Source organism: Paraburkholderia phytofirmans, assembly GCF_046028095.1.
In the GTDB taxonomy this organism is placed as follows: Bacteria; Pseudomonadota; Gammaproteobacteria; order Burkholderiales; family Burkholderiaceae; genus Paraburkholderia; species Paraburkholderia phytofirmans_A.
The window spans coordinates 929,605-946,189 of the sequence record NZ_JAQQDJ010000002.1 but is presented as its reverse complement, the minus strand read 5'-3'; the positions used below and the strand labels follow the sequence as shown (position 1 = coordinate 946,189).

Here is a 16,585-nt window from a genome sequence, read left to right as displayed (position 1 = left end):
TGATCCTTTACGACACCGGAGTCCGGTCATGTCCACCGTTATCCCTCTGAATGGCTGGGGCGTCGACACCTCGCCTTTTCATGCCGCCGAACTCGCCGCCCAGCAACGCGTGGGCGTGAGAAGCGTGGCGGAAGCGTCGGGACGCCGGGGGATTCGGCGCTACATGCCGGACCAGCATCGCAAGTTTTTTGCCGAACAGCCGTTCATGGTGTTCGGAGGCGTCGACGCGCACGGGCAGCCGTGGGCGACGGTGCGCGCCGGCCTGCCGGGTTTTGTGTCGTCGCCGGATGCGAAGACCTTGCGCATCGAGGGCGGCGCGTTACCCGGCGATCCGCTCGCGGATAGCTGGCAGAAGGGTTCGATGATCGGCGGCCTCGGGCTGCAGCCGCAGACTCGCAGGCGCAACCGGATCAACGGCATGGTGACATCTGCGGACGGGGCGGCGTTGACGCTCGAGGTTCGTCAGAGTTTCGGCAACTGCAACAAGTACATCCAGAGCCGTACACCGACCTGGGCGGAGCCGAGCGCGTCCGAACCTTCCATGCCGCCGGAAATAGCCGCGCAACTCAGCGATGCCGACCGCGCGTTTCTGGCGCGGGCGGATACGTTTTTCATCGCGAGCGCGAATCTTGCGGAGGACGCGGACCTTGCGCGCGGCGTCGACGTTTCACATCGCGGCGGCGCACCGGGTTTTGTGCGTGTCGACGATGAACACACGCTGACGACGCCGGACTTTGTCGGCAACAACTTCTTCAACACGATTGGCAACCTGATCCACGATCCGCGTGCCGGGCTGTTGTTCATCGACTTTGCCAGCGGCGATCTGCTGTATATCGCGGCGCGCGCGGAAATCATCTGGGACGGCGCCGAACTGGCAGCCTTCGAAGGCGCGCAACGTCTCGTGCGTTTTCACGTGCAGGAAGTGCGGCGCAGCCGGAGCGCGTTGCCGTTTCGCTGGTCGGACGTCGAGTACGCGCCTCAGTTTGCGGCGGCGGTGCAAAAGCCGGTGGCTGCATCGCCGTGGCACAAGCTGAAGGTCGCGGCGGTGGTCGAGGAGACTGCGTCGATCCGTTCTTTCTATTTTGAATCGGTCGACGGTGCGCCGTTGCCGTCGTACAAGCCGGGGCAGTTTCTGCCTATCCGCGTGCCTGTGGAAGGCTGTACCACGCCTTTGTCGCGGACGTATACGCTTTCCGATGCGCACGATCCGCAGCGGTATCGAATCAGCGTGAAGCGCGAAGGCGTTGCGTCGAAATGGCTGCATGAGCATCTGGTTGCCGGAGCGCAGATCGAAGCGATGAACCCGCGCGGCGCTTTCGTCTTCGATGAAAAGAGCCCGCGGCCCGCCGTGTTTATCTCGGCTGGCATTGGCATCACACCGATGATGGCGATGCTTCGGCATGCGTTGGCGGCTTCTCGCACCGAGGGAGCGCAAGCGAAGCGGTTGTTCTTCTTTCACGGCGCGCGTAGCGATCGCGAACGTCCGTTCAGTACGCAATTGAAAGAGCTTGCCGCGCACAACGCGTCGCTTTCCCTGCATCTTTTCGATAGCGCCGCTGATGGAGTCACCGAAGGCGTGTCGGCCGGTCGTGTGAGCATCGACGCGTTAAAGCGCGCGCTTCCGTTCGATGACTACGACTTCTATCTGTGCGGCCCTGTGCAGTTCATGCGCGACCTGTATGAAGGTCTGCGCGGATTGAATGTCGCCGACGAACGGATTCGTTTCGAAGCGTTCGGTCCGGCAAGCGTCAAGCGTGCGGTTGCCGTCAAAAGTGAGCCGATGCCCGCGGACGCGTCGGCACAAAACCCGGACGCTGTGCCAGTGACTTTCGCGCGCTCCGAGCGCACGATTCAATGGCTGCCGCGCGACGGCAGCCTGCTTGAATTTGCCGAAGCGCACGGCATCGACGCGCCGTCGAGTTGCAGGTCGGGTATGTGCGGGACGTGTTCGACGCGTTTGTTGTCGGGCCAGGTTAAGTACGACGGCGAGGTCGAGGCGCAAATCGAAGCCGGCGCGGCGCTGGTTTGCATGGCGCATCCGGTGGCCGGCGACGTGGGTGTGACGTTGGATCTGTGATCGACGGCGGCTGGCTTTCGATAAACGGCTAAGACTCCGATTTGCGCGATCCTGGCGGCGGCCTGTGAATACTGCGGCAGCTTGTCAGCTATGTCCGCAGCGGCCTCAATCCCGCGCGGACCTCTTCGGCAAATAGTTGCGGTTGCTCCCACGCCGCGAAGTGTCCGCCTTTGTCGAGCCTGTTGTAGTAGATCAGGTTGTGATATGCCCGCTCTGTCCAACTGCGCGGCGCCTGATAGTTCTCGCGAGGAAAGACACTGACCGCCGCAGGCACGGATACGTCGGCGGCGGCCAGGAAGTTGAAGTGCGACTCCCAGTAGAAACGCGCCGCGGAAATCCCCGTATTCGTCAACCAGTAGAGCGTGATGTCGTCGAGTACGTCGTTGCGCGTCATGTCGCCAGCGGATTCCCCGTTGACCGCGTGCCCGAACACAGCCGAGGTCAATGCCGCCGCCGGCTGCTCATACCCGTCACCGTGATCGAGAAGCCAACTCGCGAGGCCGACGGGAGAGTCCGACAGTCCAGTGAGCGTTTGCGGGCGCGTGCCCATTTCCAATGCGTACGCGCGTCGCTTCATGGCCGCTGAGCTCAGTTGCTCGTAAGCGTGCTTTTCGTCGGCAGAGAGGTTGGCGGGCGGTGGATCGCCGGCCTGGAGCGCCTTGGCGATTTCTGGCGGAACCGTCGCGGGGAAGTTGACATGGATGCCTAACAATTCGGGCGGCGCCTGCTTGCCCATGACGTTGCAGACAACGCCACCCAGATCGCCGCCTTGCGCGGCGAATTTCTCGTATCCGAGGCGCTTCATCAGGACGACCCACGCTCGCGCGGTACGCTCCGGACCCCAGCCGGTCGTGGTCGGCTTGCCTGAAAATCCGTAGCCCGGCAATGACGGAATGACCAGATGAAACGCGTCGGACGCACTTGCGCCATAGGCGGTCGGATTGGTGAGCGGATCGATGATCTTGAACTGCTCGATCACCGAGCCCGGCCACCCATGCGTAACGATGAGCGGCATCGCATTGTCATGTTTCGAACGGACGTGAATGAAATGAATATCGAGTCCGTCGATCTCGGTCACGAAATTCGGTAACGAATTGAGCTTCGCTTCACACTTTCGCCAGTCGTAGTCGGTCGACCAATGGCGCGCGAGTTCCTGAATCATCGCAAGCTGCACGCCTTGCGAATTGTCGGTGACGGTCTCCCGGTCAGGCCATCTCGTCGCCTTGATGCGCCGGCGCAGGTCGATGAGTTGCGATTCCGGCACATGCACGCGGAGTGGGCGAATGGCGGTCTTGTCGCTGCCCGTCGCCGGGGCAACTTCAGTAATCGCCTGATTCGTTTCTGCAAAAGCGAGCTGGCCCAATGAGCCGGCAGCGACGGCCGCCGCTGCCACGCTGACAAAGCGGCGGCGCGAGGGCGATTGGGGCGGGAGCTTGTCTGACATAAATTCTCCGATCGGCAATGAGCCAGGCTTACCCATCAACGGCGGCATGTTTCGCGGTTTCACGCGCCGTTGGGAGGCGGTGTTCGACGTAGGGTGGACGTATTGGAGCGCGCGGGGGTATCTCGCATGTGTCGGTAAGCGCTGTTTTTGTATGCGCGGGTATCGCTGCACCCGTTGGATACGTTGCGATACAAAGTGGGGCCGTGTCGGAGTGCGCGGCTGGTGGCCGCGCTTGCCGGCATCCCCTGTACGGGGGATGGTGGGCGGCGCGGCGGCGGGGGATCATGCGTGCACCGGGTTGCGATCGAAGCCCACCCCTTTGTCAGTCGAAATCGTGCGCATGTCGCCGATAAACATATCATGGACGTTTTCCGCGGAATCAGCCAACGACGTGAGCATCATTGCGTGGCGCTACAGAACCCCCATCAGGCGCTGAGCCTGGGCTTGAGAGAAAGTTGGGGGCGCATGTGATGAAGTTCTTCGGCCTCGATGTGGATATCGACGACGGCGCGAATTTGTCGAAGGCCTTGCACGATGCGCAGGAGCAACTCGCGCAGGCGTCCAGGCTCGCGGCCGTTGCCGAACTGTCCGCCTCCATCGCCCACGAACTCAACCAGCCGCTGCAGGCCATCGTGGCGCATGGGCGCGCATGCGTGCGATGGCTCGCCGCAACGCCGCCCCGAATCGACGAAGCCAGATATTCGGCCGAGCAGTTGCTTCGCGACGCGAATGCCGCAGCTGACGTCGTGTCCCGCATTCGGGCGCTCTTCAGGCATATGCCCCCGCAAAAGGTCGAACTCGATATCAACAAGCTGATTCTTCAGGTATGCACGCTGATGGCCGACGACATCCAGCGCAACGCGGTTTCGCTGGAGACAATATTGGGCGAAGACGTGCCGAAGATCAGCGCAGACGCGGTTCAGATTCAGCAGGTGATCGTGAATCTCGTGCGCAACGCAATCGAAGCGTTAGCCGCATCGGAGGAACGGCCGAGGCTGCTGGTGATCCGTTCACATCGCGATGCGGACAACGTGGTGATCGACGTAGAGGATCACGGTACGGGACAGGTGGACTTCGAGAAGATTTTCGAGCCGTTCTTCACCACGAAGGAAACAGGCATGGGCATGGGACTGGCAATCTGCCGCTCCATCATCGAGGCACATACCGGCCGGATCTGGGCCGTGCGCAATGTGTCTCGCGGCGTAACCTTCAGCTTCAGTCTTCCGATCGAGCGGTCGAAGGGTCATTTCTCAACGGGTGCCGAGCCTACAACTTCATATTGAGCGGTGCCATTACATATTCATGTGATGCACAACGCAGCCGTCCGTGGTCTCATATGACGTTTTCCCATGGCTGTGTTCTGTCGGCACGACCCCGTGAGAGGATCATTCCGCGCGACTGGTGTGGGCCGACTGGCCGAAGTTAGGAGGGACTTTCACCTGGCAACCGAGGCGTTCCATGGAATCCGCAAGCGAATTAGTCTACGTGGTCGACGACGAAAGAAGGGTGCGGGAAGCGCTCTCCGCGCTGCTGCGCGCAAACGGCAGGAACGTTCAGGCGTTCAGCTCCGGTGGAGACTTTCTGGCCACGCCGCGTCAAAAGAATGTCGTTGCATGTCTGATCCTGGACATGCGCATGCCGGACATGAACGGGCTGGAAGTCCAGAAACTGCTTCGCACGGACTCGCGAATTCCCGTCATTTTCATTACCGGAAGAGGCGATGTGCCGTCCGCGGTCCTCGCCATGAAGGGCGGGGCAGTTGATTTCCTCACCAAACCCGTCAATGAAGACGCGTTGATGCACTCGGTCGACGCGGCCATTGCCAGGGCACATGTTCTTCGCAAGCAAGCGGAGGACGCGACGACACTCCAGTCGCGCTATCAATCCCTGACGCCTCGTGAGCAGGAGATTTTGCCGCTGCTCGCAAGCGGTCTGCTGAACAAGCAGGCGGCAGCAATTCTGGGCATCACCGAATACACCGTGCAAGTACATCGCGGTCACATCATGAGAAAAATGCAGGCGGATTCGTTTGCTACTCTCGTCAGGCAAGCCAGCAAACTGCAACTCGAAACATCGTCGACGACCACCTCCGATTTCTGAGGTCGATTAATTCTTCGTGAGAAGCGATGGCCGGAGAAAAAAATGCCCATGCCTTCGGTTCGGACCGTTGCCGTCATTGACGACGATCGGCGCGTGTTGATGTCTCTTGCGAACCTGCTCGCCTCTGGCGGGTATGAAACACGGCTCTACGAATCTCCACTGGTTTTCTTTGCCGATGGCTGCTCGGGTCTGGTATGCGTTATCACCGACCTGGGGATGCGGCCCATCGACGGTATTCAAGTACTCGAAAGAACGGTTCATTCGAACGCACATACGCCCGTCATCCTTATCACTGGGAACCCGGGCGGGCATGCAGCTGACTACTATCTGCAAAGAGGCGCATTGGGTTTCTTCAGAAAGCCTGTCGACGGCGACGCGTTGCTGGACCTGCTGGATAGTATCTGACGTCGTCAGTCCGAAGGCCTAGACACGCGCGGACTATGCGCGCGCGCAGCCACCGCTACGTCGACTTTCTGGCAGGAGCGTGGCACGAGTGGCTCGCGACCGGTAGAACCTGTCAGGCACTACCACTCGTCTGGTCCTTGAGGGGATTGCCGGGTAACGAGTTGCCGTGATCAGGCGATCCCACGACTGAACGTTGACGAAATCCATATCTCTGACTAAAGTCAGAGATATGGACGCATCCGACATTCTCCAGGTTCGCCGCTTTAACCGCGTAGTCGCCGAAAGCATTGGCGCTATCGACGATCATTTCCTCGGCCGGGGCCGCCCGATGGGTGAATCTCGCCTGCTATGGGAGATCGGTGTCGAAGGTGCGGATATTCGTACCCTGCGCGCGCGGCTCAATCTCGATTCAGGCTATATCAGCCGCACGCTGGCGTCTCTTGAACGGCAAAAACTTGTCGCGGTCGTCACTCATCCGGACGACCGCCGGGTACGCCGCGCTTGTCTGACTCAAAAGGGCCTCACGGAAAGGGCCGAACTCGAACGGCTCTCCGACGTGGTCGCTCTACGCGCGCTCGAACCGCTCGGCGACGAGCAGCGTCGCAGACTGGTCGCGGCGATGTCAGAGGTCGAGCGTTTGCTACAGGCATCTCTTGTGCATTTTGCGGTTGAAGAGCCGGATAGCGACGACGCGCGGTGGTGCTTCGAACAGTATTTCAGCGAACTCGATGAGCGCTTTGACGGCGGATTCGACCCGTCCATGAGCCTGTCGGCAGACGCCCACGAACTGACGGCGCCGGAAGGCGCGTTGATTGTCGCGAGACTCTATGGAAGCCCGGTGGGCTGCGTCGCGCTGAAGTTTCACAAGAAGTCTCCGGCCGAACTCAAAAGAATGTGGGTGAGCCCTTCCGCTCGCGGGATGGGTGTAGGCCGCCGCTTGATCGTAGAGGCGGAGAAACGTGCCCGACAGGCCAAAGCGCGCGTTATTCGTTTGGAAACAAATCGAACTCTGCGCGAGGCGATTTCGCTATACCGGCAGTGTGGATACGTCGAAGTCGAGGCGTTCAGCGCGGAACCGTATGCCCATCACTGGTTTGAAAAGCGACTGGTCTGAACGGCCGTTCTCATCGCTTTCACGACGACGATCGCCGTCCACGCGAAGATGCTGGCCGTTCGACAAACGGGGCGCGTTGTGATTCTCGGATACCATAGCGGTCGGCCGGAGGTGCTAGTACTCCCAATCGCGACCGCTGCCTCATACGGGCAAGCTCAGTCGGCCCAGTCGTCCAGCCGGCGGTGCTGGGCGCGCGCCGCCTCAAATATTGGAGAAGGCGAAAAGACGAAAAGGCGTCTTTGGCTTTCCATTGAATTACTCAAGTAATGATTTTGTCAGATCCTGGGCGGCGAAAATCGCATTCATTTCAGCGGTTGCGTGCGTCGCGGGGATGGCGATAACTGGTTCATCGCCAGGCAGCACTCGTTGCCCCCAGTGCCCGGCGACGTTTTTTCAGGCCGTGTGTATGAATTCGTTTCATGAGGCTCCATGCGTTCGTCACTACCGCTTTCTGTGCGGCGATCCGTTTCGTCATCCGCGTCGCGGGTATTGTCGCCATCTGGCGTGATTGTTTGTGGCGTTCTGCTGATACTGTTCACGTGCAGTCTTTGCGCTTGGGTGCTTTTCGAATCACGTAAAGATGCCTACAACCGCGCTGAGGAAAACGCGCGGAATCTGATGCTCGTTATCGAGCGGGACATCGCTCGCAACATCGAACTCTACGATCTGTCGCTGCAGGCGGTAGTGGAAGGGGTTGCGGATCCGCAGGTGATGGCGCTCCCCGCGAAGATCCGCAACGGGGTGCTGTTCGACCGGGCCGCTTCAGGCAAGTACCTCGGCTCCATCTTCGTGATGAATGAGCGTGGGGACATCATCCTGGACTCCGGATTCTTACCGGCGCGACCGGGTAATTTCGGCGATCGTGAGTATTTCCGCTTTCACCGCGATAACGGCAACACCGGCCTCTACATCAGCAAGCCCTACGCGTCACGACTGCGGGACGGCGCGCTCACGATTGCCCTGAGCCGTCGGATTGCGCGCGCGGACGGCTCTTTCGGCGGTGTCGTGGTCGGCACGCTAAGCATCGACTATTTTCGCGCTTTGCTGGACGGCCTGTCCGTGGGGGAGCGCGGCACCGCGGCAGTGATCGAGACTAACGGCGCCATGATCACGCGTTTGCCCTACGATCCGAAAGTGGTCGGGCGCGACATCCGAAACGCTCCGGTGTTTATTCAGGCAATGTCGACGAACGAAGGTGCCTTCGCGGGCACCGCCTCGATCGACGGGATCCGCAGGCTCTACGTGTACAAGCACTTGCCCGGGCTTCCGATTATCGTCGACGTGGCGCCTGCGGAGAGCGACGTTTACGCTGAATGGCGACGCCGGGCCCTGCGGCTCGAGATCGTGATGGCTGTGTTCAGCATCATCCTTGGGGCCGGATCTTTGCTGTTGTCGCGAGAACTGCGGCGGCGGCAGCGTGCAGAATCAAAACTACAACACCTGGCGCGTACGGACGCGCTCACGGGGTTGAGCAATCGGGGCACTTTCGACGATACGCTGCAAAAGGAGTGGCAACGAGCCAATCGCTCGGGCCGTCCGCTCTCGTTGCTGTTCATCGACATTGATCAGTTCAAGGCTTACAACGACTACTATGGTCACCAGGCGGGCGACGAGGTACTGAGAGCTGTTGCCCAGTGTGTGGGCCTGTGCGTTCTACGATCGGCGGACCAGGTGGCGCGATATGGCGGCGAGGAGTTCGTGGTGACTCTTCCGGATACCGACGCGACCGGCGCCACGAATGTCGCGGAGACCATCCGGCGCGCCGTATTCGATCTCAATCTCGAGCACGTCCAAAGCCGGTATGGTCGGGTAACCGTGAGCATCGGCCTGGTGACATCAGACCGCAGGGTGGCTCATGATGGCGCGACTCTGGTGAACATGGCCGACTCGGCCCTATATGAAGCGAAGTCAACCGGGCGTAACCGGGTCTGCGAGGCATAGAAAGGCAGTCTCGTCTGCGAGTTGATATAAGCGAGTCAGGCGGCATGCCGGCTTGCAATACCGATCTATCTTCATTCGCATCAACGCCGCAATTTTGCTGACGGCGCTGCCGTCCGCATGTTTTTCACGCGCTAGCGAAAGCGAACTATTCTTAAAGAACCTTGCGAGAGCAATTTCTGGTCTGCTTCCAGTGGAGGTGTGTCATGTCAATGTCAGCCACGCTCCAGGACTGCCTGCGCAGCAAAGGCTCGCAGTACGAAATCGTGCATCATCCGTACAGTCATTCCAGTGTCGAAACCGCTTCGGCAGCGCATATTCCCGGCGATCGCCTCGCCAAGACAGTGCTTTTCGAAGACGAGCACGGCTATGTGGCAACGGTGTTGCCGTCGACCTACGCGGTGCGACTGTCCGAGCTTTGGGCAAAGACCGGACGCCACCTCCTGCTAGCCAAGGAGACCGATTTGCGGGAGTTGTTCAAGGATTGCGACGCGGGAGCGCTCCCGCCGGTTTGCACGGCCTACGGCATGCAAACCTATCTCGACGAGAGCCTCGCCCTGCAGCCGGACGTGTATTTCGAGGCCGGCGACCATGAAGCGCTGATTCACATGGGCACGGATCAATTCCTGGATCTGATGGACCGAGCCGAGCGGACACGCTTCGCCCGTCGCATGCAGGGTGTGCCGATGTGACTGGCGTGGTTTGCGCAGCGCGGCATAAGGCGCGCTGCGTCACCCAACCTTTGCGCGAGGCAGGTCATGCAACGCAGCGATACGGTCCTGAGGCAGGTGATGGCAGCCTTCGAACGCGAGACACACCTGAAGCTTCACAATCATCCCATTCATATCGGTTTCGACGACGGTGCCTTGATCGTTGCAGGCGAGGTGCCGGATGTCGCATCCAGGAAACACCTTCTTCAGTTGGCGCGGATACACAGCGAGGACAAGCGCCTGGTTGACCGGTTACGTGTCACCGCCAACCCACCGGTCGCTGATGGCGAGTTGCGCATACGTATCGGCGAACGGCTGGCTCAGGCGGTCGATTTCCGCAACTGTGTGGTCTGTGCTCGCGTGAAGGGCCAGCTCGAAGTGCTGCGCGGCACCATGGACGAAGCGGGCAACGACGGCAGCGGCGTCATCGAGATCACGGTCGAGGACGGTGTAGTGACCTTGACGGGGCAGGTGATCAGCCTGTCTCACAGGCGCCTCGCGAGTGTGATCGCCTGGTGGGTCGGCGGCTGCCGCGACGTGGTGAACCTGCTGGAGTTGGTGCCGGCCGAAGCGGACGGCGACGATGAAATGTCCGAGATCCTGCACCTGGTGCTCGAAACCGACCCGCGCGTGCGCGCGGGGCAGATTACCGTCAGTGTGGAAAACCACAGGATCACGCTGGCAGGTTGGGTGGCGACCGAAGCCGAAAAACGGCAGGCGGAACAGGACGCCTGGTGCATGGATGGCAGCGGGGGCGTGGTCAATCGTATCCAGGTGCGTGCCTGATTCGACTGCGGGCCGCGTGAAATGAATACGCCACGTTGCAACGGAGTCATTCCTCGGCCAAAGTGCGGGCCTTGATCGACGTATTCAGAACGCGGCTCGCGCTATCCGTCTGACGCGTTTCACCGGCCACCGTGCCCACACCGGTTCTGGACGTTCCATTGCTCGACCTGAAACGTTCGCGATACTCCGCCGGATTGATCTGCAGACGCCGCTGAAAAATGCGGCGAAACCCATCCGTATTGTCGAATCCGCAGCGGCGCGCGATTTCACGCAACGGCAAAGTGGTGGCTTCCAGATAATGCCGTGCGGCGTCGATTCGCGCGTGGCTGAGGAATGTCATTGGCGTGACGCCGCATTCTTTCATGAAGGTCCGCGACAGATTGCGCGCGCTCATGTGCGCGCGTTCCGCGAGCGTAGTCACCGTATGATCGTCATGCAGATTGTCGAGCATGTACTGCTGCAGCGAGAGCGTTTGCGTCGACGGCGAGGCCTGCACTTCGAGCAGCGGACTGAATTGTGACTGGCCGCCCGCACGGCGAAGATAGACCACGAGATATTTGGCGACATCGAGCGCCATTTGCCGGCCGAAATCGGCTTCGATCATCGCGAGCGACAAATCGATCCCGGCGGTCACGCCAGCCGTTGTGAAGATGCTGCCGTCCTGCACGTAGATATGGTCGGGCTCGATGCGCGCCTTCGGAAAGGTGGCCGCGAGGCGCGGCACGTCCATCCAGTGCGTGGTGACCACGCGGTTATCGAGCAGCCCCGCCGAACCGAGCGCGAACAGGCCGTTGCAGATCGCCGACATGCGTCGGCACTGCTTGTGCCGGTCCTTGAGCCAGCCGCTCAGCGCGGGGTCGTCGAAGGCCTCGAAAATGCCGAGGCCGCCTGGCACGATGATCGTGTCGAATTCCGGGCAGACGTCGAAAATGGTACGGTCGGGCATGATGGTGAGCCCGCTCGAAGACTGCAGGCTGCCGCGCGTGGTGCCGACGGTCAGCATTTCGTATTCCGACTCACCCTTGCTGAGTATTTTGACTTCGGCGAAGGCATCTTTCGGACCGGCAATGTCGAGCAGCTGGAAGCCGGGAAAGACCACCATGCCGACCTTGATGTGTTTCATTACCCCATCTCCGTTGTGGCATTCAGTCTATCCAGAAACATTACAGCCGGCCATCCGCCATAAAAGCCCGCGAAACGCGCGCACGAGCGTCCTGCTTGCGACCCGCCGGCACGCAGCGTTCGGCCAGCGCGCCGAACAGCAAGCCAATGGTCGTCCAGAGGATCGCCTGCATACCGAGCGCCGCGAGCCGGAACTGCCACAGCAGGGTGGCGGGAAACGCCGCCGGCACTTCGTTAATGGTCGGCAACGCGAGTTGCACTGCGGCAATGATAGCGACGAATACGGCTCCCGCTGCGATCGACGCATTCCATGACCCCAGTCGCGCACTCGCCAATCGTCTCACCTGCAACGACAAGACCAGCGTGGCGATCGACACGGCAATCATCAGAAAGTAGAGTCCGGTTCGATAGGCAATCGTGTCCGGGTCACCGACCGACGGCGGGTTCGCCGGATACTTCAGGTTCGGCACCACGGAGAGCGTGACGAAAGCCGCCAGCGCGATCGTCGCCGACAGCGCCCGAACGCCGTGTCGGCCAGCGCGGCCGTATGCGAATGCGAAAGTCAGCGCAAACAGGCCTCCGAATGCCGCGCCGTAAGTCACCACGCCGGTCAACAGCCCAAGGCCCGCCTGCGTTTCGCGGCTGACGAGTTCAGGTTCGGGCGCCTCGCCGCGCGCCGCGGCCGCGTGCTCTTCGAACGATATGGCCTGATCCACGCGCGGCTCGCCCGCGATCTTTGCAAAGCCGAACGTCACCAATCCAGCGACGATGCCGGCAAGCATGCCGCGCACCAATAGTTTTCCGACCATGACGACCTCGCGGATTAGTGGCAGGGGAAACCGAGCAGATGGCGGCCGTCGTGGACGAATTCATGCACGTACATACCGGGAACGATCGACGTGGCGCCTTCTTCGGCACCGACGAAATACAGTGCGAGCAGCATTAGCAAACCGCCGAAAACGATCCACGGAAGCAACTCGCGCAGCGGAATCGGCGTCAGTTCGGCAGTTGGGTGGAGGACAGCATCGCTCATGACAGGCATCCTTTGAAATCGAGAGTCAAGTTAATAGAAGAGTTTGAAGCGGCGTGTTTCATGGAGCCGGCAGGTGCGAAGCCGGCGCATTGGCTTGCATGGGCCGGCGCGCGGTCATGATCTTCGCGAGTTCTTCGCGGGACAGCACGCCGCTCGCTTCGACCACGTCCAGCAGCGCTTCCAGAAAGCGCTCGTAGTAATCCCAGTGCGGCGGTGCGGCGCAATCGGCCGGGGCGTTTTCCCAACGCGCGATCGAAGCGATCAGGCACTGGCGAAAATCTTCCCACTCGAAACACCCCGCTTTCGAGAGCGACAATGCGAGGCCGAATGCATCCCGCTCCCAGCGATTGGTGAAATACAGCTTGCCGTCGAGCCGGGGCGGCGAATCGATCGCACCGAGCATCGACGTCGCGGCATATTCCTCGAAGCGTGTGAACATCGCATGCTCCCTTCAGGCGGCGGGCGGGGCGACGAGCGCCACACCCATCATCGATTCCGGCGTGATGAGCGCGGCAAGTTCTTCCTCGCTGAGATGTTCGGTGTTCGCGGGCCGTTCCGGGACCACGAACCAGCGGATCTGCGCGCTGCTGTCCCACACTTTCACCGCTTTGCCGGGGGGCACCTCGACGCCGAATTCCTTCAGCACAGCGCGCGGCTCGCGCACGCCACGCGCGCGGAACACCGGATCCTTGTACCAGTACGGCGGCAGTCCGAGCACCGGCCACGGATAGCACGAGCACAATGTGCAGATGATGAGGTTGTGCACGTCCTCGTCATTGGCGACGGCGGCCATGTGTTCGCCTTCGGCGCCCGCCATGCCTTCAGGTAAATCGAGTTCGGCGATCGCGGCCGGCGTGTCGGCGACGAGGCGCTTCTTGAACTCCGGATCGATCCATGCTCGTGCCACGATCTTCGCGCCGTTGAACGGTCCCGCCATGGTCGCGAAGTGTTCGAGTACGGCATCGACGGAATCGCTGCCGATCACGCCTTTCTCGATCAACAGTGCTTCGAGCGCGCGCACTTTGGCGGCGCTCGACGCTTCCCGGTCGTCGGGAAACTGGAACAGGTTGCTCATATCGTTCTCTCTCGTTGTGCAATCGGGTTTCGTCGCAATGATCTCAGTGCGCGGGCAAGACGTATGCTTCGTACAGGTCGGCGTAAATCGTCGTGTGTTCCTCGCTTTTTCCGGAGCCCCAGATGTGGGCGGCATCGAACGCAATCCGGTACACGGGCATCGGCTCGCCAATTCCGTCCGGCCCCGTCGACACGAAATACGAAAACGCGCCGGGATAGACGAGGTCGACCACACCGGTCTTGTTGCGCAGATAGCCGGGCAGACGCGTATGGTCGACCGCATCCGGATCAGCAATACGCACGGTGTCGCCGGCCTTGAAACGCGTTGCGCCTTCCAGCGCGTGAGCGCCCGAATCGCCTTTCTGCAGATAGGCGCCGATCTGCGCGCCGATTGCTTCATTCGGCTTTTCCGGCAGCGCGGCGTCCGGGTTGGCGCGGAAAAAGGCCGTTTTTTCGCCCAACTCCTCGGCGCTGATATAGCCCTGATCGATGAAGAACTGCGAAATGCCGCCGAGCCATTTTTCGTAATAGCGGTACTTGAAGTACTCGAACGGCTGCATATCTTCGGCGCCGGTTCGCAGCGAAGCCCACGTCCAGTCGTTCCTGAATGACGTTGGCAATTCCTTTACCGGGTACGCATGGATGGCGTTCGAGAGATGCGCGCTCTCCGCCATCATCGCCGTATGAATGCCGAAGATGCGTTTTTCCCACGGTTCGACGAACACGCGTGTTTCCGTGCTGACAGGTCCGAGATTTTCAATGCCGCCAAGGTGATGCTGTAGTTTCACGATACGCTCCGCAGACGGATAGGAATCGAATTAGCTGAGTTGATGAGTGCGCTTGAACGAGAGCGCGTCGCCGAGTTTTTCGGAGACGAAGCCGAACAGCGCGCCGGTCACGAGCGCGGCGGCGGCTACGAGCGCCGGATTGCCGAGGCCGGCCGTGGTGATCGGCCTGCCGCCGGCCACCGTGGTGCCGACGGTCGACGCGAAGCCCCACACGATTGCGGGCAGCACGTCGAGCAGCCGGATCTTCGACGCCTGAACCATCAGCGCGCTGCCGATGCCGACCGCCACCGCGATGCCGAACGGCGTGGTGGTCATCGTCGCGATGCCGAGGAGCGTGAGCGAACTGATGACAAGACCCGTCAGATTCGACGCCACGCTTTTGACGAACCCTGCATTGCCGCCGCCGAGCACGAAGAACGACGCCCATGCAATGAACGTTACCCACACGGGCACCGGAAAAATGGTGCCGGTGAGCCATGTATCGACGACGGCGAGAACGCCGATGCTCACGGTGTACGCTTCTGGTTTTTTCATTTGCCTGCTCCTCGATAAAGGATGGAAGTGCGGTGATGCGAAAAGGGGAAAGTGGCGTTGGCCGGATTCAGCCGTGCACGGGTTCGTCGATGCAAGCGAGCAGGCCGTCGCGCATGACGGCGGCATCGATGCCCCGGCCGATCACGACGAAGCGGCTTTCGCGCGTTTCGTCGCGTGCCCAGGCTTTGCCAAAGCGCGTGTCCATCAACATATGCACGCTGTGAAAATAGAGCCGCCGGGCCTCGCCACGCATGTTGAGCACGCCCTTCATCCGCAGCAGTTGCTGTCCATGCGTTTGCACGAGCTGATTGGCCCAGCGGTTGAAGCGCCCGGCGTCCACGTCGCCCGGCACGACGAACGCGCAAGAGGCGATCGAATTGTCGTGTTCGTGATCGTGCGCGCCGTCGTCCAGCAGGTCGGGTTCGATCGAGAGCAGGTTGTCGAGCGAGAAGCTGCGCACGCCGAGCAGCGCGTTCACGTCGATCGCGCTGCGAGACGTGAACTCGAGCCGCGCGGTCGGGTTCAGCGTGGCGATAGTGTCAGCAAGCGCTGCGCGTTGGGCGTGCGTAGCGGCATCCGTCTTGTTGATAACGATGCGGTCGGCAAAGACGATCTGCTCTCGTGCGATGTCGTCGCCAAGCTGCGCGTGCGCATGACAGGCATCGACCACCGCGACGACGGCTTCGAGTTCCACGCGCTCGCGTACGTCGGGGTCCGCGAGAAAGGTTTGCAGTACCGGTGCGGGATCGGCGAGCCCGGAGGTTTCCACGATCAAGCGCTCCAGCCGGTCGCCGTAGCGTGTCAGTAGATCGCGCACGCTGGCCACCAGATCGGTACGCACGGTGCAGCACACGCAGCCGTTGTTGATCTCGACCACGGCTTCTTCGTCGGCCACGATCAACTGGCCGTCGATGCCCACCTCGCCGAATTCATTGACGATGATGCCGATCGGCATCGGCCGAGTTGCATCGAGAATGTGATTGACGAGTGTGGTCTTGCCCGCGCCGAGAAAGCCGGTAATGACCGTCACGGGGATTTTGCCGAGTCGCATCGCTGTCATCCTTTAGAGTCGTTCGACCGTTTGGCGCGCGGATTTTGCGTGCCGATACAAACGAAGTTGGATGCTCTTTAGCGACTTCCGGGCCGCATTTGACGAGCTGTCCCAGTCGGCGCCTTAGTTGGCATGATCTGCCGGGGTCGGTGGCCGGATGTGTCCGATTCGCACAAAACGGCCATGAAGGGTGCCGTTGCGTCGTCTGGCCTTTGGCAACGTAAGCGTGCCGGTACGAACCCGTTGCGCTCAAACAGTGCATGTGCGGTCCAGAACCGTGCGATTTGTCGGAGCAAAAACGCCGATGAGTTGCACGAAGGTGCAGATGGATATCGACTCGTTCGAGCGCGGTGGATGTACCGCATTCGCCGCTGAGTCGCACTGTGTGCGAACGGACGTCTCCTGGCGC

At 61.0% G+C, this 16,585-nt stretch carries 17 protein-coding genes and 1 pseudogene; 9 read left to right on the top strand and 9 right to left on the bottom strand.

Annotation, left to right across the window (positions count from 1 at the left end):
• Nucleotides 1–28 precede the first annotated feature (28 nt).
• Nucleotides 29–2,077, top strand: a complete 2,049-nt coding sequence (locus PQR54_RS08770) for a pyridoxamine 5'-phosphate oxidase family protein (protein WP_408244974.1) — start codon at nucleotides 29–31, stop codon at nucleotides 2,075–2,077.
• 88 nt (nucleotides 2,078–2,165) lie between these two features.
• On the opposite strand, the gene PQR54_RS08765 is transcribed toward PQR54_RS08770, so the two are convergent.
• Nucleotides 2,166–3,521 (bottom strand): epoxide hydrolase family protein, encoded by a 1,356-nt coding sequence (locus PQR54_RS08765; RefSeq protein ID WP_408244973.1) that lies wholly within the window; start codon nucleotides 3,519–3,521, stop codon nucleotides 2,166–2,168.
• Nucleotides 3,522–3,991: 470 nt separating this feature from the next.
• Here PQR54_RS08765 and PQR54_RS08760 point away from each other — a divergent pair, with 470 nt between their 5' ends.
• The 8 genes and pseudogenes from PQR54_RS08760 to PQR54_RS08725 all read left to right on the top strand — a co-directional run bounded on the left by PQR54_RS08760 (nucleotide 3,992) and on the right by PQR54_RS08725 (nucleotide 10,574).
• Entirely contained in the window at nucleotides 3,992–4,804 is an 813-nt protein-coding gene (locus PQR54_RS08760) for a sensor histidine kinase (RefSeq protein ID WP_408244972.1), read from the top strand.
• A gap of 175 nt (nucleotides 4,805–4,979) precedes the next feature.
• Nucleotides 4,980–5,621 carry a response regulator transcription factor gene (locus PQR54_RS08755; protein WP_408244971.1) on the top strand — a complete coding sequence of 214 codons (642 nt, stop codon included), beginning with the start codon at nucleotides 4,980–4,982 and terminating at the stop codon, nucleotides 5,619–5,621.
• Between the two features lie 42 nt (nucleotides 5,622–5,663).
• Nucleotides 5,664–6,026 (top strand): response regulator, encoded by a 363-nt coding sequence (locus PQR54_RS08750; RefSeq protein WP_408244970.1) that lies wholly within the window; start codon nucleotides 5,664–5,666, stop codon nucleotides 6,024–6,026.
• A 41-nt stretch (nucleotides 6,027–6,067) separates the two neighbouring features.
• Nucleotides 6,068–6,178: pseudogene (locus PQR54_RS08745) on the top strand (histone deacetylase family protein); the annotation flags it as partial.
• A 77-nt stretch (nucleotides 6,179–6,255) separates the two neighbouring features.
• Nucleotides 6,256–7,140 carry a bifunctional helix-turn-helix transcriptional regulator/GNAT family N-acetyltransferase gene (locus PQR54_RS08740; RefSeq protein WP_408244969.1) on the top strand — a complete coding sequence of 295 codons (885 nt, stop codon included), beginning with the start codon at nucleotides 6,256–6,258 and terminating at the stop codon, nucleotides 7,138–7,140.
• A 429-nt stretch (nucleotides 7,141–7,569) separates the two neighbouring features.
• Nucleotides 7,570–9,081, top strand: a complete 1,512-nt coding sequence (locus tag PQR54_RS08735; protein WP_408244968.1) for a sensor domain-containing diguanylate cyclase — start codon at nucleotides 7,570–7,572, stop codon at nucleotides 9,079–9,081.
• Between the two features lie 203 nt (nucleotides 9,082–9,284).
• Nucleotides 9,285–9,770, top strand: coding sequence for an aminoacyl-tRNA deacylase (locus PQR54_RS08730; RefSeq protein WP_408244967.1), 486 nt, complete (start codon nucleotides 9,285–9,287; stop codon nucleotides 9,768–9,770).
• Between the two features lie 66 nt (nucleotides 9,771–9,836).
• The gene (locus PQR54_RS08725) at nucleotides 9,837–10,574 is read left to right on the top strand and encodes a BON domain-containing protein (RefSeq protein WP_408244966.1); all 738 of its coding nucleotides are present in this window, start codon (nucleotides 9,837–9,839) and stop codon (nucleotides 10,572–10,574) included.
• Between the two features lie 46 nt (nucleotides 10,575–10,620).
• Here PQR54_RS08725 and PQR54_RS08720 read toward each other — a convergent pair whose 3' ends face one another.
• The 8 genes from PQR54_RS08720 to PQR54_RS08685 all read right to left on the bottom strand — a co-directional run bounded on the left by PQR54_RS08720 (nucleotide 10,621) and on the right by PQR54_RS08685 (nucleotide 16,176).
• Entirely contained in the window at nucleotides 10,621–11,697 is a 1,077-nt protein-coding gene (locus PQR54_RS08720; RefSeq protein ID WP_408244965.1) for a GlxA family transcriptional regulator, read from the bottom strand.
• Between the two features lie 40 nt (nucleotides 11,698–11,737).
• Complete coding sequence (locus PQR54_RS08715; RefSeq protein WP_408244964.1) at nucleotides 11,738–12,505, bottom strand: CbtA family protein; 768 nt, start codon at nucleotides 12,503–12,505, stop codon at nucleotides 11,738–11,740.
• Nucleotides 12,506–12,519: 14 nt separating this feature from the next.
• Nucleotides 12,520–12,729, bottom strand: coding sequence for a CbtB domain-containing protein (locus tag PQR54_RS08710; protein ID WP_408244963.1), 210 nt, complete (start codon nucleotides 12,727–12,729; stop codon nucleotides 12,520–12,522).
• Nucleotides 12,730–12,787: 58 nt separating this feature from the next.
• Nucleotides 12,788–13,168 carry a nitrile hydratase accessory protein gene (locus PQR54_RS08705; protein WP_408244962.1) on the bottom strand — a complete coding sequence of 127 codons (381 nt, stop codon included), beginning with the start codon at nucleotides 13,166–13,168 and terminating at the stop codon, nucleotides 12,788–12,790.
• Between the two features lie 12 nt (nucleotides 13,169–13,180).
• Entirely contained in the window at nucleotides 13,181–13,804 is a 624-nt protein-coding gene (gene nthA, locus PQR54_RS08700; protein ID WP_408244961.1) for a nitrile hydratase subunit alpha, read from the bottom strand.
• A gap of 43 nt (nucleotides 13,805–13,847) precedes the next feature.
• Nucleotides 13,848–14,591, bottom strand: a complete 744-nt coding sequence (nthB, locus tag PQR54_RS08695) for a nitrile hydratase subunit beta (RefSeq protein ID WP_408244960.1) — start codon at nucleotides 14,589–14,591, stop codon at nucleotides 13,848–13,850.
• Nucleotides 14,592–14,621: 30 nt separating this feature from the next.
• Nucleotides 14,622–15,125: a DUF1097 domain-containing protein gene (locus PQR54_RS08690; RefSeq protein ID WP_408244959.1), complete on the bottom strand. Its 504-nt coding sequence runs from the start codon at nucleotides 15,123–15,125 to the stop codon at nucleotides 14,622–14,624.
• Nucleotides 15,126–15,192: 67 nt separating this feature from the next.
• Nucleotides 15,193–16,176 carry a CobW family GTP-binding protein gene (locus tag PQR54_RS08685; protein WP_408244958.1) on the bottom strand — a complete coding sequence of 328 codons (984 nt, stop codon included), beginning with the start codon at nucleotides 16,174–16,176 and terminating at the stop codon, nucleotides 15,193–15,195.
• Between the last annotated feature and the right edge of the window lie 409 nt (nucleotides 16,177–16,585).

Excerpts from the sequence above, each read along its gene's own strand:
- PQR54_RS08770 (WP_408244974.1), top strand. The coding sequence starts at position 29 with ATGTCCACCGTTATCCCTCTGAATGGCTGGGGCGTCGACACCTCGCCT.
- PQR54_RS08765 (WP_408244973.1), bottom strand. The coding sequence starts at position 3,521 with ATGTCAGACAAGCTCCCGCCCCAATCGCCCTCGCGCCGCCGCTTTGTC.
- PQR54_RS08760 (WP_408244972.1), top strand. The coding sequence starts at position 3,992 with ATGAAGTTCTTCGGCCTCGATGTGGATATCGACGACGGCGCGAATTTG.
- PQR54_RS08755 (WP_408244971.1), top strand. The coding sequence starts at position 4,980 with ATGGAATCCGCAAGCGAATTAGTCTACGTGGTCGACGACGAAAGAAGG.
- PQR54_RS08750 (WP_408244970.1), top strand. The coding sequence starts at position 5,664 with ATGCCCATGCCTTCGGTTCGGACCGTTGCCGTCATTGACGACGATCGG.
- PQR54_RS08740 (WP_408244969.1), top strand. The coding sequence starts at position 6,256 with ATGGACGCATCCGACATTCTCCAGGTTCGCCGCTTTAACCGCGTAGTC.
- PQR54_RS08735 (WP_408244968.1), top strand. The coding sequence starts at position 7,570 with ATGCGTTCGTCACTACCGCTTTCTGTGCGGCGATCCGTTTCGTCATCC.
- PQR54_RS08730 (WP_408244967.1), top strand. The coding sequence starts at position 9,285 with ATGTCAATGTCAGCCACGCTCCAGGACTGCCTGCGCAGCAAAGGCTCG.
- PQR54_RS08725 (WP_408244966.1), top strand. The coding sequence starts at position 9,837 with ATGCAACGCAGCGATACGGTCCTGAGGCAGGTGATGGCAGCCTTCGAA.
- PQR54_RS08720 (WP_408244965.1), bottom strand. The coding sequence starts at position 11,697 with ATGAAACACATCAAGGTCGGCATGGTGGTCTTTCCCGGCTTCCAGCTG.
- PQR54_RS08715 (WP_408244964.1), bottom strand. The coding sequence starts at position 12,505 with ATGGTCGGAAAACTATTGGTGCGCGGCATGCTTGCCGGCATCGTCGCT.
- PQR54_RS08710 (WP_408244963.1), bottom strand. The coding sequence starts at position 12,729 with ATGAGCGATGCTGTCCTCCACCCAACTGCCGAACTGACGCCGATTCCG.
- PQR54_RS08705 (WP_408244962.1), bottom strand. The coding sequence starts at position 13,168 with ATGTTCACACGCTTCGAGGAATATGCCGCGACGTCGATGCTCGGTGCG.
- nthA (WP_408244961.1), bottom strand. The coding sequence starts at position 13,804 with ATGAGCAACCTGTTCCAGTTTCCCGACGACCGGGAAGCGTCGAGCGCC.
- PQR54_RS08690 (WP_408244959.1), bottom strand. The coding sequence starts at position 15,125 with ATGAAAAAACCAGAAGCGTACACCGTGAGCATCGGCGTTCTCGCCGTC.
- PQR54_RS08685 (WP_408244958.1), bottom strand. The coding sequence starts at position 16,176 with ATGCGACTCGGCAAAATCCCCGTGACGGTCATTACCGGCTTTCTCGGC.